Genomic DNA, 14,815 nt, shown 5'->3' with positions numbered 1-14,815 from the left:
TTTCAATCACCTGCAATATTGCGGGGGATAATTCCTAAATCTCGGGCGGTGTTTTCACCGCCTTCTGTTTTTGTGTCAATCTCTGGAGTAACCAACATGTCTGACGGCTGGAATATCGCGCTTTTGGGCGCAACAGGCGCAGTAGGGAACGCTGTACTGGAACTGCTGGCTGAACGCCAGTTCCCGGTTGGTGAGTTGTATCTGCTGGCGAGTGAAAACGGTGCCGGTGAGAACAAACGTTTTGAGGGACGTACCGTGCTGGTTCAGGACGCGGCCGAATTTGACTGGACGCAGGTGCAGCTGGCGTTCTTCACTGCGGGTCGTGAAGCCTCGGCGCGCTATGCCGAAGAAGCCGCTAGCCAGGGGTGTCTGGTCATCGATAGCAGCGACTTGTTCGCGCTCGAACCGGACGTGCCGCTGGTGGTGCCAGATGTGAATCCACAAGTGCTGGCGGATTACCGCAATCGCAACATCATTACCGTTGCCGACAGCCTGGTGAGCCAGCTGCTGTGTGCAATCAAACCGCTGGTGGATCTCGCCGGTCTGAGCCGTTTGCAGGTCACCAACCTGATTGCGGCTTCCAGTCACGGCAAAGCGGCGGTTGATGGCCTGGCTGGTGAAAGTGCGCGTTTGCTGAACGGCGTACCTGCGGAGCAGCATTACTTTGGCCGCCAGCTGGCGTTCAACATTCTGCCGCTGCTGGCTGACAGCAATGGCAGCGTGGAGAGTGAGCGTCGCGTGGTTGAGCAGGTGCGTAAAGTGCTGCAGGACGAAGGTTTGCCAATTGCAGTAAGCAGCGTGCAGGCACCGGTGTTCTACGGCAATGCGCAGATCGTGCACGTGGAGAATCTGCGCCCGCTTTCCGCTGAAGAAGCGCGCGATGAACTGGGCCGCTCCGGAGATATCAACCTGAGCGAAGAGAGCGATTACCCAACGCAGGTGGGCGATGCATCTGGCAGCGACGTGCTAAGCATTGGCTGCGTACGCAATGATTACGGCATCCCAGAGCTGCTGCAGTTCTGGTCGGTGGCAGACAACATCCGTTTCGGCGGTGCACTGATGGCGGTGAAAACGGCTGAGAAACTGGTGCAGGAGTATTTCTATTAATGTTGCCTGAAGGTAAGACGCTTAAGCTGGCGTTGGGTATTGAATACGATGGCAGCCGTTATTACGGCTGGCAGCGGCAAAATGAAGTGCGCAGCGTGCAGGAAAAGCTGGAAAAGGCGCTGTCGAAAGTGGCCGATCATCCGGTAGTAGTGTTCTGCGCGGGCCGTACCGATGCTGGCGTGCACGGCACCGGACAAGTGGTGCATTTCGAAACCACTTCGCCGCGTGCTGACGCAGCCTGGACGTTGGGTGTGAATGCCAATCTGCCTGATGACATCGCGGTGCGTTGGGTGAAAGCGGTGCCGGAGGAGTTCCATGCGCGTTTTAGCGCGACGGCACGCCGCTATCGTTACGTGATTTACAACCATCGGCTGCGCCCGGCGATTCTGGGCAATGGTATTACCCATTATTACCATCCGCTGGATGCGGAGAAGATGCAGCGCGCCGGGCAGGCGCTGATTGGCGAGAATGACTTCACCTCGTTCCGCGCGGTGCAGTGTCAGTCACGCACGCCGTGGCGCAACGTGATGCATCTCAATGTCACGCGTCATGGACCGTATGTGGTGGTGGATATCAAAGCCAATGCTTTTGTGCATCACATGGTGCGTAACATTGTTGGCAGCCTGATGGAAATCGGCACCGGTAATCAGCCGGAAGAGTGGATGGCGACGCTGCTGGCGGCCAAAGATCGTAAGCTGGCGGCGGCGACCGCCAAAGCCGAGGGGCTTTATCTGGTGGCGGTGGATTATCCATCCCACTTTGCATTACCTCAGCCTGCGTTGGGACCGTTGTTCCTCGCGGATTAACCGTTAATTGTTGGGTGTTAGGGGAGTTGTGGTTATATGGATTTCATCCACTTTTTAGTCGATTTTATTCTGCATATTGATGTGCATTTGGCCGAACTGGTGGCGCAGTACGGCATCTGGATTTACGCCATTCTGTTCCTGATTCTGTTCTGTGAAACCGGTTTGGTGGTCACGCCGTTCCTGCCAGGCGATTCCCTGCTGTTTGTTGCCGGTGCGCTGGCGGCGCTGCCGGGTAACGATCTCAACGTGCATCTGATGGTGACGCTGTTGGTGATCGCCGCCATCCTCGGTGATGCGGTGAACTACACCATTGGTCGTCTGTTCGGTGAGAAGCTGTTCAGTAACCCGAATTCGAAAATTTTCCGTCGCAGTTACCTGGATAAAACCCACGCGTTCTACGATCGCCACGGTGGCAAAACCATTATACTTGCGCGCTTTGTACCAATCGTGCGAACCTTTGCCCCCTTTGTGGCAGGGATGGGACACATGTCTTATCGCCACTTCGCGCTCTACAATGTTACGGGCGCACTGCTGTGGGTGCTGCTGTTCTCTTACGCCGGTTACCTGTTTGGCGACCTGCCGATTGTGCAGGAGAACCTGAAGCTGCTGATCGTCGGCATCATCGTGGTTTCCATACTGCCAGGCGTAATTGAAGTGTGGCGTCACCGCCGTCAGCAGAAGTCACAGTAAGCTCGTAACCAGATTTTTATCCACAGCGTGAACGGGTTGTGGTTTAATGAGCGACATTTACGGCCTGCTGAAGGTGATTTCAGCAGCAATGAGAAGACTGGACCAGGTCAGCATTAAATAGAAAGGTCATCAATGAGCTGGATTGAACGCATACTGAATAAAAGCACTGCCACGCCAACGCGCAAAGCCAGCATCCCGGAAGGGGTGTGGACCAAGTGCGATAGCTGTGGACAGGTGCTGTACCGCGCCGAGCTGGAGCGTAACCTCGAGGTCTGCCCGAAGTGCGACCATCACATGCGCATGCACGCCCGTGAGCGTCTGCATAGCATGCTGGATGAAGGTTCGCTGGTTGAGCTAGGTAGCGAGCTGGAACCGAAGGATCTGCTGAAGTTCCGCGACTCGAAGAAGTATAAAGACCGTTTGGTCGCCGCACAGAAAGATACCGGCGAGAAAGACGCGCTGGTGGCGATGAAAGGCACGCTGCACGGCATGCCGATTGTTGCTGTGGCCTTTGAGTTCTCCTTTATGGGCGGCTCAATGGGTTCAGTGGTTGGCGCGCGCTTTGTGCGTGGTGTTGAGCAGGCGTTGGAAGACAACTGCCCACTGATCTGCTTCTCCGCGTCAGGCGGTGCACGTATGCAGGAAGCGCTACAGTCGCTGATGCAGATGGCGAAAACCAGTGCGGCACTGGCGAAAATGCAGGAGCGCGGCTTGCCGTACATCTCCGTGCTGACCGATCCAACCATGGGCGGCGTTTCAGCCAGCTTCGCGATGTTGGGCGATCTCAACGTGGCGGAACCGAAAGCGCTGATCGGCTTTGCCGGTCCACGCGTTATCGAGCAAACCGTGCGTGAAAAACTGCCGCCGGGCTTCCAGCGCAGCGAGTTCCTGATTGAGAAAGGCGCGATCGACATGATCATCCGTCGTCCGGAAATGCGCTTTAAGCTGGCAAGCCTGCTGGCGAAAATGATGAACCTGCCAGCGCCGCAGCTGGATGGTGATCAGCCTAATGTGGCTGAGCCGGAGAGCAACGAAGCCTGACAGGCAACGGAAAGGCGCAGCAATGCGCCTTTTTATCAATGCACCGTAAATCAGTAAACGGGACACATGGATAATTCTCTTCCTCAAGCCACGTCGCCTTTGGCCACGTGGCTTCATTATCTTGAGCATCTGCACTCGCAGGCCATTGAACTGGGTCTGGATCGTATTCAACGCGTCGCCGCACGCCTCGACCTGCTCAAACCCGCTCCTTTTGTCTTCACCGTCGCCGGTACTAACGGCAAAGGCACCACCTGCCGCACGCTGGAAACGCTGTTGATGGCCGCGGGCTATCGCGTGGGCGTTTACAGCTCGCCCCATCTGGTGCGTTACACCGAACGTGTACGCGTGCAGGGCGCTGAACTGGATGACGCGCAGCACAGCGCCAGTTTTGCCGCGATTGAAGCCGGGCGCGGTGACATTTCACTGACCTACTTTGAGTTCGGCACCTTGTCGGCCTTAAATCTGTTCCGCGCGGCGAATCTCGACGTGGTGATCCTTGAAGTCGGCCTGGGCGGACGTCTTGATGCCACCAATATTGTCGATGCCGATGTGGCAGTGATCACCAGCATCGCGCTGGATCACACCGATTGGCTGGGTCCGGATCGTGAAAGTATCGGCCGGGAAAAAGCCGGCGTGTTCCGTGCAGGTAAACCGGCCATCGTCGGTGAAGCCGATATGCCGGGCACCATCGCGGATGTTGCGGCGGAGAAGGGCGCAATATTGTTGCAGCGCAATCGCGAATGGCAGTGGCAGCAAACCGGCACCAGCTGGATGTTGCAGGATGCGCATGGCGAGCTGCGTGATTTACCGCTGCCGCAGGTGCCGTTAGCCAATGCCGCCACCGCGCTGACTGCGCTGCGTGCGTCGGGTTTAACGGTGAGCGAAGCGATTATTCGTCAGCATCTGCCGCTTACGATTCTGCCGGGGCGTTTTCAGACCGTCAGCGAAGCGCCGCGCGTGATCCTCGATGTGGCGCACAATCCGCATGCCGCTTATTATCTGGCTTCACGCCTGGAAGAAGAGCCACATAGCGGTGAAGTGCATGCGGTGGTCGGGATGCTGCACGACAAAGATATCGCGGGGACGTTGGCGGCGCTGGCGCCTCAGGTTGACCGCTGGTACTGCGCGCCGCTCGACGGCCCGCGCGGTGCCTCCGCCGATGAGCTTCTCGCTCATCTGGATGGCGGCGTGGCTTACAGCAACGTTGATGCAGCCTGGCAAGCGGCGCGTCAGCAGGCGCGTCCCGAAGATGTGATTCTGGTGTGTGGCTCTTTCCACACCGTAGCGCAGGTTATGGAATCGATGGCAGCGGAGAACGGCAGTGGCAAGTAAGTTCCAAAATCGCTTAGTCGGTACGGTCATTCTGGTGGCGATTGGTGTCATCGTATTGCCCGGCCTGCTGGACGGTAAGAAGAAGCACTATAAAGAAGAGTTCGCCGCCATTCCGCTGGTGCCAAAACCGGACGATCAGCAGGATAGCGAAATGGTGCCGCCAGTGACGCAACCCTTACCGGCGCAGCCGCCGGAAGGGGCGGGCGCGGCACAAAATCAGAACGGCGGTAAGACCGCCACTAACGGCAGCGAGCAGCCCACGCAGAATAGCGAGCCAAGCGTGGTAACGCCGCCGCCGGTGCATCAGCAAGTGCAGCCGAAACTGGTTGAACAGCCGAAGCCAAAATCGGTCGAGCAGCCGAAACCGAAGCCGGTTGAACAGCCGAAGCCAAAACCGGTTGAGCAACCGAAGCCGGTTGAACAGCCAAAACCGGTGGAAACGCCGAAGCAGAGTGAACCTGCAGCGCCAGCCGGTCAGGCGTTTGTGGTGCAGCTCGGTGCGCTGAAGAATGCGGCGAAAGTAAGCGAGATTGTGGCGCAGCTGCGGCTTTCCGGTTATCGCGCCTTCACCGTGCCGTCGACGCCGGTGCAGGGACAAATCACCCGTATTTACGTCGGTCCGGACGCGAACAAAGCCAAGCTGCAAGGCTCGCTGAGTGAGCTGCAAAGCATCTCCGGCCTCGGTGGTGTGGTGAAACCGTATAGCGCCAGATAAAGTGCTGATAAGCCGCGCCGATAACAGTAAAAGGCGCGGCTTTACAAAATTTTCGTAGCGAAGCGCGGCGATAAAATCATTGAATATCAGGGGATTAAATCCCTGATAATACACAGGGCGAGGAAAGTTTTTTTCATCGCCCTTTTTGCGGAAACAGAACCGGAAAACCCTACGCAAACGTTTTCTTTTTCTGTTAGAATGCGCCCCGAACTGGATGCAGGGGTGCGATAGCACTGGGCTGGAAGAGTTCATGATCTGGATTGATTACGTCATTATTGCGGTAGTTGGTTTTTCGGCTCTGGTCAGCCTGATTCGTGGGTTTGTCCGGGAAGCCTTATCTCTCGTTACCTGGGGATGCGCGTTTTTTGTCGCCAGTCATTATTACGCCTACCTTGCAGTCTGGTTTACCGGTTTTAGCGACGAACTGGTACGCAACGGCATCGCCATCGCGGTGTTATTCGTTGCTACCCTGATTGTGGGTGCCATCGTCAACTATGTCATCGGCTCGCTGGTTGAAAAAACTGGCTTGTCGGGAACCGACAGGGTGTTGGGTGTCTGTTTCGGGGCGTTGCGTGGCGTGCTGATCGTGTCTGCTATGCTGTTCTTCCTCGATACATTCACCGGCTTTTCGAAAAGTCCGGACTGGCAACAGTCGCAACTTATCCCCGAATTCAGTTACATCATCAGGTGGTTTTTCGATTACCTGAAAAGTACGTCGAGTTTTTTACCCCGGTGACACCATCGGGCGTGCGGCTAATGAGGAAAAGACAATATGTGCGGTATTGTTGGTATCACCGGTTTTATGCCAGTAAACCAGTCAATCTATGACGCGTTAACGGTGCTTCAGCACCGCGGGCAGGATGCCGCCGGCATTTGTACCATCGATGCTATTAACTGCTTCCGTTTGCGTAAGGCTAACGGCCTGGTCAGCGATGTGTTCGAAGCCCGCCACATGCAGCGTCTGCAGGGCAACATCGGCATTGGCCATGTGCGCTACCCAACCGCAGGCAGCTCCAGCGCCTCTGAAGCGCAGCCTTTCTACGTGAACTCCCCTTACGGCATCACGTTGGCGCATAACGGCAACCTGACCAACGCTCATGAACTGCGTAAACAGCTGTTCGAAACGGGTCGCCGTCACGTCAATACCACCTCAGATTCCGAAATCCTGCTGAATATCTTTGCGCAGGAGCTGGACCGTTTTCAGCACTATCCGCTGGAAGCTGACAACATTTTTGCTGCGGTGGCGGCGGTGCATCAGCAGGTGCGCGGCGCTTACGCAGTGGTTTCAATGATTATCGGACACGGCATGGTCGCCTTCCGCGATCCCAACGGTATTCGTCCGCTGGTGCTGGGCAAGCGCGTTATCGCCGACGGCCGCACCGAATACATGGTGGCGTCAGAAAGCGTGGCGCTGGATACGCTGGGCTTCGAGTTCATTCGTGACGTAGCACCAGGCGAAGCGGTGTACATCACCGAGCAGGGCCAGCTCTCGACGCGTCAGTGCGCCGAGAACCCGAAAACCAATCCATGCCTGTTCGAGTACGTCTATTTTGCCCGTCCGGACTCCTTCCTCGACAAAATCTCGGTGTACAGCGCGCGCGTGCGCATGGGCACCAAGCTGGGTAACAAAATTGCCCGCGAGTGGGAAGATCTGGATATTGATGTGGTGATTCCGATTCCGGAAACTTCGACCGATATCGCGCTGGAAATCGCGCGCATCCTTGACAAGCCGTATCGTCAGGGCTTCGTGAAAAACCGCTACGTTGGCCGCACCTTTATCATGCCGGGACAGCAGCAGCGCCGCAGCGCGGTTCGCCGTAAGCTGAACGCCAACCGCGCTGAGTTCCGTGATAAGAACGTGTTGCTGGTGGATGACTCCATCGTACGCGGCACCACGTCTGAGCAAATCATTGAAATGGCACGTGAAGCGGGCGCGAAAAAAGTATATCTCGCCTCGGCGGCACCGGAAATTCGTTTCCCGAACGTCTACGGCATCGATATGCCTAGCGCGACCGAACTGATTGCGCACGGCCGTGAAGTGAATGAGATTTGCCAGCTGATCAAAGCCGATGCGCTGATTTTCCAGGATCTCAACGATCTGATTGAAGCGGTACGTGAAGAGAATCCGGATATCGCAAACTTCGAGTGCTCGGTATTTAACGGCATCTACGTCACCAAAGACGTCGATCAACAGTACCTTGAGTATCTGCAGTCGCTGCGTAATGACGATTCCAAAGCCATTGCGCGTCAGACTGAAGTGGAAGGGTTGGAGCTGCACAACGAAGGCTAAGCCGGAGGTTGTGGCAAAGTAAAAGCAGGGCGGGCGCAATCCCGCCCTGTTTGTTTTTGTATTTTTGTTCAGCGAGCCGCTATCATTGCCGCAATCTGAACCTGCAAGGCTGAATTATGAAACGACTGATCATTGGTATTTCCGGCGCCAGCGGCGCGATCTACGGCGTGCGCATGTTGCAAGTGCTGCAACCGCTGGCGGAGGTGGAAACCCATTTGGTGATCAGCCCCGCCGCGCGGCAAACGCTGGCGCTGGAGACCGATTTCAGCCTGCGTGAAGTGCAAGCGATGGCCGATGTGGTGCATGACGTACGCGATATCGCTGCCAGCATCTCATCCGGATCCTACAAAACCCTCGGCATGGCGATTGCGCCGTGCTCGATGAAAACGCTGTCGGGCATTGTGCACAGCTACAGCGACAGCCTGCTGACCCGCGCCGCTGACGTGGTGCTGAAAGAGCAGCGTAAACTGGTGCTGTGCGTGCGTGAAACGCCGCTGCATCTGGGACATCTGCGCATGATGACCACCGCAGCAGAGTTGGGCGCGCTGATTATGCCGCCGGTGCCGGCGTTCTATCATCGTCCGCAATCCATCGGCGATTTAGTCGATCAAACGGTGAATCGCGTGCTTGATCAGTTCGATATTGAGCTGCCGGAAGATCTTTTCACTCGCTGGAGTGGCGCATAATGGTGCATTAATGCACTGCTCGTGTGCAAATTCGCGTGTGCGATCACTCTTCGTGCATCTTGTGCACCAAAAGTTAACAATGTCGCTTTTTCTTCCTCACACCGCTGTTATATTTCCCTCACAAACTAAGTGCTTGCGCCGCTAACCGGCGCAGTATTTAGCGCGCTTGCGCAGCGTTTAGCCAATTCGCATAACTGGCATGAAACCTGCACAGCTTACAGCGCAAAACCAACACATCACGCACCACATAACAATAAGCACTTCACTTGAGGGTTACCTATGAAAAAGCGAGTTCTGGCTCTTTCTCTGATGCTGACAATGGTAAGTAGCGCGAGCGTCTTCGCCGCTGTACCGCAGTCGCTGCGCATCGGAACTGACCCGACGTATCCGCCATTCGAATCCAAGAACGCGCAAGGTCAGCTGGTTGGCTTTGATATCGATCTGGCGAACGAAATTTGTAAGCGTATCAAGACTAAATGTACTTATGTGGAAAGTGATTTCGATGCGCTGATCCCGTCGCTGAAAGCGAAGAAGATCGACGCCATCATCTCTTCTCTCTCCATCACCGAAAAGCGTCAGGAAGAGATCAACTTCTCTGAAAAACTCTACGCCGCCAACGCGCGCTTAGTGGCTCCGAAAGGCTCAACGCTGCAACCGACCATTGAATCGCTGAAGGGCAAAAACATCGGTCTGCTGCAGGGCACCACCCAGGAAACTTATGCAAAAGAGTACTGGCAGCCAAAAGGTGTCACCGTTACGCCTTACGCTAACCAGGATCTGGTGTATCAGGATCTGAATGCAGGTCGTATTGATGCCGCGTTCCAGGATGAAGTGCAGGCGAGCGAAGGCTTCCTGAAACAGCCTGTTGGCGCTAAGTATGCTTTTGCGGGTCCAGCGGTGAAAGATGAAAAAGTCTTTGGCGTGGGTACCGGTATGGGCTTGCGTAAAGATGACGCAGACCTGAAAGCGGCGATCGATAAAGCCTTTAACGAGATGCGCAAAGACGGCACTTACGACAAGATTGCTAAGAAGTACTTTGATTTCAACGTGTACGGCGATTAATTATCCTGTTTCCTAATCCTGGTCTGTGAAATGCAGGAAGGTTGCACATAAGTATTCACTCCGGGCGCTTACATATGTAAACTGCCCGGCTTCATACGCTTGCCGCCATCCACCCTGCGATTCAAATCTCCTGGTTAGGACTGTCCGTCAGTTGGGCAGCGTTTGACATTTACCCTCACGACAGGATTGAACCCATGTTGTATGGCTATTCCGAAGTAATCCTCAAGGGCACCCTTGTGACGCTGGAGCTGGCACTCAGTTCCGTGTTGCTGGCGGTGGTGCTCGGCTTAATTGGCGCTGGCGCCAAACTTTCACGCAGTCGCCCGCTGGCGATGCTGTTTGAAGGCTACACCACCTTAATCCGCGGTGTGCCTGATTTGGTGTTGATGCTGCTGATCTTCTACGGTCTGCAGATCGCGCTGAATACCCTCACCGATGCGCTGGGACTGGCGCAGTTTGATATCGATCCGATGGTCGCCGGTATTATCACGCTCGGCTTTATCTACGGCGCTTACTTCACCGAAACCTTCCGTGGTGCGTTTCTGGCGGTGCCTAAAGGGCAGATCGAAGCGGCAACCGCGTTCGGATTCACCGGCTCGCAAACCTTCCGTCGCATTCTGTTCCCGGCGATGATGCGTTTTGCGCTGCCGGGCATCGGTAACAACTGGCAGGTTATTCTCAAAGCCACGGCGCTGGTTTCGCTGCTGGGGCTGGAAGATGTGGTGAAAGCCACGCAGCTGGCTGGCAAAAGTACCTGGCAGCCGTTCTATTTCGCCATCGTGGCGGGTGTGATTTATCTGGTGTTTACCACGCTGTCGAACGGCGTGCTGTGGTGGCTTGAACGTCGCTACACGGTGGGTGTGAAAAGGGCAGAGCTATGATTGAGATTATTCAGGAGTATTGGAAACAGCTGCTCTGGACCGATGGTTACCGTTTTACCGGCATCGCGATTACGCTGTGGTTATTGATCATCTCGGTGGTGATCGGCGGTTCGCTCGCCGTGCTGCTGGCGATTGCGCGCGTCTCTTCTAACCGCTTTATCTCCACGCCAGTTTGGCTGTTCACCTATGTGTTTCGCGGCACGCCGCTGTATGTGCAGCTGCTGGTGTTCTACTCCGGCATGTACACGCTGGAAGTGGTGAAAGGCACTGAGCTGCTGAACGCTTTCTTCCGCAGTGGACTTAACTGTACGCTGCTGGCGTTCACGCTGAATACCTGCGCCTATACCACCGAAATCTTTGCCGGTGCGATTCGTTCGGTGCCGCACGGGGAAATCGAAGCGGCGCGCGCCTATGGCTTCTCGCCGTTTAAATTGTATCGCTGCATCATTCTGCCTTCGGCGCTGCGTACCGCGCTGCCGGCGTACAGCAACGAAGTGATCCTGATGCTGCACTCCACCGCGCTGGCGTTTACCGCGACGGTGCCGGATCTGTTAAAAATCGCGCGCGATATCAACTCGGCCACCTATCAGCCGTTTACCGCGTTTGGCATCGCTGCGGTGTTGTATCTGATTATCTCTTACGGGCTGATTAGCTTGTTCCGCAAAGCTGAACAACGCTTCCTGGCGCACGTAAAACCTTCTTCATCGCATTGAGTATCACTATGGCTGACAATAAATTAAGCGTTACCGAACTGCACAAACGTTACGGTGAACATGAAGTTCTGAAAGGCGTATCGCTGCAGGCGAATGCCGGCGATGTGATCAGCATTATTGGCTCGTCCGGTTCCGGGAAAAGTACCTTCTTACGCTGCATTAACTTCCTCGAGAAACCGAGCGAAGGCACCATTGTGGTCAACAACCAGCAGATCAATCTGGTGCGCGACACCGATGGCCAACTGAAAGTCGCGAATAAAGAGCAGCTGCGTATGCTGCGTACGCGTCTGACGATGGTGTTTCAGCACTTCAACCTGTGGAGCCACATGACGGTGCTGGATAACGTCACCGAAGCGCCGATTCAGGTGCTGGGGCTGAGCAAGGCGGAAGCGCGTGAGCGGGCGATTAAGTATCTGGATAAAGTCGGCATTGATGCGCGTGCGCGTGCCAAATATCCGGTGCATCTCTCTGGTGGTCAGCAGCAGCGCGTGTCGATTGCGCGTGCGTTGGCGATGGAGCCCGAAGTCTTGCTGTTTGACGAACCCACTTCGGCGCTGGATCCAGAGCTGGTCGGCGAAGTACTGCGCATCATGCAGAAGCTGGCGGAAGAGGGCAAAACCATGGTGGTGGTGACGCACGAGATGGAGTTTGCTCGTCACGTCTCTAATCATGTGATCTTCCTGCATCAGGGCAAGATTGAGGAACAAGGTTCGCCGGATGAGCTGTTCGGTAACCCGAAGAGCCCACGCTTGCAGCAGTTTTTAAAGGGATCGTTGAAGTAGATTGTGCCCGCTGTCCCCCATCCTGGTCCGTGCTGGCTGCCCCCCTCCTCGGTCCTCCCCCATAAATGGGGGAGGAAGATCCTGCAATATGTCAGTGTTGAAGTTGCATGTGGCAGCGTCTCCTTCCCCCGCTTGCGGGGGAAGGCCGGGATGGGGGACAACCAACACCCTCTACCCCCGCAACAACTTCAGCGCTGTATCCTCATCGGTCACCAGACCTGACACCCAGCCGCCCTGCAGCGCGGCGCGGATCGCCGGATATTTACGCTCGCTGCCGGCAAAGCCAATAATCTGGCGTTGCGTCTTACTCTCCAGCAACACGCTGGTGAGCAGTTCATCGGTTTCACCCAATACGCGTTCACCTTGCTGATTGAAAAAATGCCCCAGCATTTCGCCGACCACGCCGCGTGCGTTGAGCGCTGCTACTTGCGCATCGGTGATAAAGCCTTCGGCATGCAGCGGACAACCGGGTTGCACTTCACCAATGCCGACGAAGGCGACATCCGCCTGCAATGCGCGCTGTGTCACGCGTTGGTAAACCTGATGCTGAATCCACATCGCTTTATCTTCGGGCGTATCCGCATACAGCGGCGCAGGAATGAAGAAATATTTGCCCTGCATCTTCTCTGCCATTTTCAGCGGCACGTCGTAACGCGTACCCGAATCGTCCCGCGCAATCGCGCCAATCATCGACACGCATTGATGCTGTGGTCGCTCAACCCAGGGAAGCACATCGATCATCGAGCGCAGCGTCTTACCAGAACCAATGCCAAACACCTGCGGCTGCTCCTCGCTGATGTATTGCGCCATCACGGCCGCGCCTTCAACTGCCAGCATCTGCTGAATAGCGTCATCATCCAGATTGGCGGAAGGCACCACGCGACACAGTTGCAGGCCAAACTTCTCCTGAACCTCGCGCGCCAGATGCAAACAGTGGGTGACGGGATGATCGATCTTTACGCTGACCATGCCCATTTCACGCGCGCTGGAGACCAAACGCTGCGCCACCTGACGCGACAATCCTAATGCGCGCGCAATCTCCTGCTGCGTTACGCCCGCCACGTAATACATCCAAGCCGCACGTGCTGCCAGTTCTTGTTTTTTCTCTTCTCTGCTCATCGCGCTGTTCCGTCAAAACCGGTGCGCCATGTTAACGCGAGATGCCGGTTAAGTGTTAACTGAGCAAAAGCCCTAAAAAAGAGCAAAAGTATTAATTGTGATTTGGCTCGCAGAACATGGCTGCGGGCTCGCACTATGCTACGCGTCATCGGGCAAATGCCCTTAATCGTGGCAAATGTTTATTTTGAGGCAGCTATGACCAATCAATCAGTGTGGATGCATATCGGCGCAGGCTCTTTTCACCGTGCTCATCAGGCATGGTATCTGCATAAATTACGTGCCGAGGGCGATGACAGCTGGAGCATCGCCCTCGGCAATATCCGCGAGGATGCCGCGCCGTTGCTGCAGAAACTCGCTGCGCAAGATGGCAAGTACGTGCTGGAAACTGTGACGCCAGAGGGCGAACGGGCCTACGAAACCATCACTTCACTGCGTAAAATCCTGCCGTGGGATAGCAATATCAGCGCACTGGTTGAGCAGGGTGCGAAAAGTGAAACCCGCGTGATTGGTTTTACCGTCACTGAAGCCGGTTACTATTTGACGCCAGAATTCGAACTGGACCTGACGCAACCGGATGTACAGGCCGATGTGAAAGGCGACATCCGCACGATTTATGGCGCGCTGGCGCGCATCCTCACGCAGCGCGTGGCGAACGGTGGCGCGCCGGTTACGCTGCTCAACTGCGATAACCTGCGCCACAACGGCGAACGTTTTCGTCACGGCTTCCTGGCATTTCTTGCGGCTAAAGGTGACAGCGCCTTAGCGAATTGGGTGCGCGAAAATACCACCTCGCCCAATACCATGGTGGATCGCATTACGCCGCGCCCGACGCCGGATGTGGCTGAGCGCGTCAAGGCCGCCACCGGTAAGGACGATGGCGCATCAGTGATGGCCGAATCCTTTATTCAATGGGTGATTGAAGATGACTTCATTGCCGGTCGCCCGGCGCTGGAGAAGGTTGGCGTTGAGCTGGTGGAATCGGTATTGCCGTGGGAAGAGGCGAAAATCCGTATCCTCAACGCCACGCATGCGGCGATTGCCTGGGCAGGCACGCTGATTGGCCTCAATTACATCGATGACAGCACGCGTCAGCCAACGATTTATCAGTTGGCGTATGACTACGTGACGCAGGATGTGATGCCATCGCTGTCGCCAAGCCCGCTGAATTTGGCTGAGTACCGCGATGTGGTTCTGGCGCGCTTCAGTAATCCCTATATCAAAGACACCAACCAGCGTGTAGGTGCGGATGGTTTGTCGAAAATCCCCGGCATGGTGACGCCAACACTGCGCGAATGCTATCAGCGCGGTGCAGAACCAGCGGCCACCGCCATGCTGCCTGCGCTGTTCTTCCTGTTCCTGCAGCGCTGGGCCAGTGATGATTTGCCTTACACCTATCAGGATGGCGTGCTGCAAGCCGATGCGCTGCGCCAGCAGTTTAGCCGCTCCGATGCTCTGAACGCTTTCCTCAGCGATAGCGCGCTGTTTGGCGAGCTGGCACAGGAGAAGGCGTTTCATGCGCTGGTGACGCGCAGCGTGGCGGATCTGCAGCTGTGGCTGAAACAGCCAGAACGCGCGCTGGCCGCAGTGTAAG

At 56.0% G+C, this 14,815-nt stretch carries 15 protein-coding genes; 14 read left to right on the top strand and 1 reads right to left on the bottom strand.

What is annotated here, in order from left to right; genetic code table 11:
• Positions 1 to 96 precede the first annotated feature (96 nt).
• The 13 genes from NQH49_RS13405 to hisP all read left to right on the top strand — a co-directional run bounded on the left by NQH49_RS13405 (position 97) and on the right by hisP (position 12,105).
• Positions 97 to 1,107, top strand: a complete 1,011-nt coding sequence (locus NQH49_RS13405) for an aspartate-semialdehyde dehydrogenase (RefSeq protein WP_256696984.1) — start codon at positions 97 to 99, stop codon at positions 1,105 to 1,107.
• The gene (gene truA, locus NQH49_RS13400) at positions 1,107 to 1,913 is read left to right on the top strand and encodes a tRNA pseudouridine(38-40) synthase TruA (RefSeq protein WP_091003723.1); all 807 of its coding nucleotides are present in this window, start codon (positions 1,107 to 1,109) and stop codon (positions 1,911 to 1,913) included. Before NQH49_RS13405 ends, truA begins: the two co-directional genes overlap by 1 nt.
• A gap of 36 nt (positions 1,914 to 1,949) precedes the next feature.
• Positions 1,950 to 2,603, top strand: a complete 654-nt coding sequence (locus tag NQH49_RS13395) for a DedA family protein (protein WP_061717855.1) — start codon at positions 1,950 to 1,952, stop codon at positions 2,601 to 2,603.
• 132 nt (positions 2,604 to 2,735) lie between these two features.
• A complete protein-coding gene (accD, locus tag NQH49_RS13390) occupies positions 2,736 to 3,644 on the top strand; it encodes an acetyl-CoA carboxylase, carboxyltransferase subunit beta (RefSeq protein ID WP_008105205.1) in 909 nt (302 codons plus the stop codon).
• A 66-nt stretch (positions 3,645 to 3,710) separates the two neighbouring features.
• Positions 3,711 to 4,976: a bifunctional tetrahydrofolate synthase/dihydrofolate synthase gene (gene folC, locus NQH49_RS13385; RefSeq protein WP_256696983.1), complete on the top strand. Its 1,266-nt coding sequence runs from the start codon at positions 3,711 to 3,713 to the stop codon at positions 4,974 to 4,976.
• Positions 4,966 to 5,691, top strand: coding sequence for a cell division protein DedD (gene dedD / locus NQH49_RS13380; RefSeq protein WP_331482593.1), 726 nt, complete (start codon positions 4,966 to 4,968; stop codon positions 5,689 to 5,691). Before folC ends, dedD begins: the two co-directional genes overlap by 11 nt.
• A 250-nt stretch (positions 5,692 to 5,941) precedes the next feature.
• Positions 5,942 to 6,427, top strand: coding sequence for a colicin V production protein (cvpA, locus tag NQH49_RS13375; RefSeq protein WP_008105200.1), 486 nt, complete (start codon positions 5,942 to 5,944; stop codon positions 6,425 to 6,427).
• 36 nt (positions 6,428 to 6,463) lie between these two features.
• A complete protein-coding gene (gene purF / locus NQH49_RS13370; RefSeq protein WP_101763639.1) occupies positions 6,464 to 7,981 on the top strand; it encodes an amidophosphoribosyltransferase in 1,518 nt (505 codons plus the stop codon).
• A 116-nt stretch (positions 7,982 to 8,097) separates the two neighbouring features.
• Positions 8,098 to 8,667 carry a UbiX family flavin prenyltransferase gene (locus tag NQH49_RS13365; protein ID WP_061717852.1) on the top strand — a complete coding sequence of 190 codons (570 nt, stop codon included), beginning with the start codon at positions 8,098 to 8,100 and terminating at the stop codon, positions 8,665 to 8,667.
• Between the two features lie 279 nt (positions 8,668 to 8,946).
• Positions 8,947 to 9,729, top strand: a complete 783-nt coding sequence (argT, locus tag NQH49_RS13360; protein WP_008105195.1) for a lysine/arginine/ornithine ABC transporter substrate-binding protein ArgT — start codon at positions 8,947 to 8,949, stop codon at positions 9,727 to 9,729.
• Between the two features lie 194 nt (positions 9,730 to 9,923).
• Positions 9,924 to 10,610, top strand: coding sequence for a histidine ABC transporter permease HisQ (locus NQH49_RS13355; RefSeq protein WP_008105192.1), 687 nt, complete (start codon positions 9,924 to 9,926; stop codon positions 10,608 to 10,610).
• The gene (locus tag NQH49_RS13350; protein ID WP_008105190.1) at positions 10,607 to 11,323 is read left to right on the top strand and encodes an ABC transporter permease; all 717 of its coding nucleotides are present in this window, start codon (positions 10,607 to 10,609) and stop codon (positions 11,321 to 11,323) included. The genes NQH49_RS13355 and NQH49_RS13350 overlap by 4 nt, the downstream gene beginning before the upstream one ends.
• 8 nt (positions 11,324 to 11,331) lie before the next feature.
• A complete protein-coding gene (gene hisP / locus NQH49_RS13345; protein ID WP_008105186.1) occupies positions 11,332 to 12,105 on the top strand; it encodes a histidine ABC transporter ATP-binding protein HisP in 774 nt (257 codons plus the stop codon).
• A gap of 171 nt (positions 12,106 to 12,276) precedes the next feature.
• Here the strand turns inward: hisP and NQH49_RS13340 are convergent, their stop codons facing one another.
• On the bottom strand, positions 12,277 to 13,224 hold the full coding sequence (locus tag NQH49_RS13340; RefSeq protein ID WP_256696982.1) for a sugar-binding transcriptional regulator: 948 nt from the start codon (positions 13,222 to 13,224) through the stop codon (positions 12,277 to 12,279).
• A 195-nt stretch (positions 13,225 to 13,419) separates the two neighbouring features.
• On the opposite strand from NQH49_RS13340, the gene dalD reads away from it, so the two are divergent.
• Positions 13,420 to 14,814 (top strand): D-arabinitol 4-dehydrogenase, encoded by a 1,395-nt coding sequence (gene dalD / locus NQH49_RS13335; protein ID WP_256696981.1) that lies wholly within the window; start codon positions 13,420 to 13,422, stop codon positions 14,812 to 14,814.
• Position 14,815 lies beyond the last annotated feature (1 nt).

The organism is Pantoea trifolii (assembly GCF_024506435.1).
Taxonomy (GTDB): domain Bacteria; phylum Pseudomonadota; class Gammaproteobacteria; order Enterobacterales; family Enterobacteriaceae; genus Pantoea; species Pantoea trifolii.
The sequence above is the reverse complement of the archived record's forward strand: the minus strand, read 5'-3'. Positions and strand labels throughout refer to the sequence as shown.

What these genes read in the sequence shown, in the direction of transcription:
- argT (WP_008105195.1), top strand. Translation starts at nt 8,947, where the DNA reads ATGAAAAAGCGAGTTCTGGCTCTTTCTCTGATGCTGACAATGGTAAGT.
- truA (WP_091003723.1), top strand. Translation starts at nt 1,107, where the DNA reads ATGTTGCCTGAAGGTAAGACGCTTAAGCTGGCGTTGGGTATTGAATAC.
- NQH49_RS13340 (WP_256696982.1), bottom strand. Translation starts at nt 13,224, where the DNA reads ATGAGCAGAGAAGAGAAAAAACAAGAACTGGCAGCACGTGCGGCTTGG.
- purF (WP_101763639.1), top strand. Translation starts at nt 6,464, where the DNA reads ATGTGCGGTATTGTTGGTATCACCGGTTTTATGCCAGTAAACCAGTCA.
- cvpA (WP_008105200.1), top strand. Translation starts at nt 5,942, where the DNA reads ATGATCTGGATTGATTACGTCATTATTGCGGTAGTTGGTTTTTCGGCT.
- NQH49_RS13350 (WP_008105190.1), top strand. Translation starts at nt 10,607, where the DNA reads ATGATTGAGATTATTCAGGAGTATTGGAAACAGCTGCTCTGGACCGAT.
- NQH49_RS13365 (WP_061717852.1), top strand. Translation starts at nt 8,098, where the DNA reads ATGAAACGACTGATCATTGGTATTTCCGGCGCCAGCGGCGCGATCTAC.
- folC (WP_256696983.1), top strand. Translation starts at nt 3,711, where the DNA reads ATGGATAATTCTCTTCCTCAAGCCACGTCGCCTTTGGCCACGTGGCTT.
- hisP (WP_008105186.1), top strand. Translation starts at nt 11,332, where the DNA reads ATGGCTGACAATAAATTAAGCGTTACCGAACTGCACAAACGTTACGGT.
- NQH49_RS13355 (WP_008105192.1), top strand. Translation starts at nt 9,924, where the DNA reads ATGTTGTATGGCTATTCCGAAGTAATCCTCAAGGGCACCCTTGTGACG.
- NQH49_RS13395 (WP_061717855.1), top strand. Translation starts at nt 1,950, where the DNA reads ATGGATTTCATCCACTTTTTAGTCGATTTTATTCTGCATATTGATGTG.
- accD (WP_008105205.1), top strand. Translation starts at nt 2,736, where the DNA reads ATGAGCTGGATTGAACGCATACTGAATAAAAGCACTGCCACGCCAACG.
- dalD (WP_256696981.1), top strand. Translation starts at nt 13,420, where the DNA reads ATGACCAATCAATCAGTGTGGATGCATATCGGCGCAGGCTCTTTTCAC.
- NQH49_RS13405 (WP_256696984.1), top strand. Translation starts at nt 97, where the DNA reads ATGTCTGACGGCTGGAATATCGCGCTTTTGGGCGCAACAGGCGCAGTA.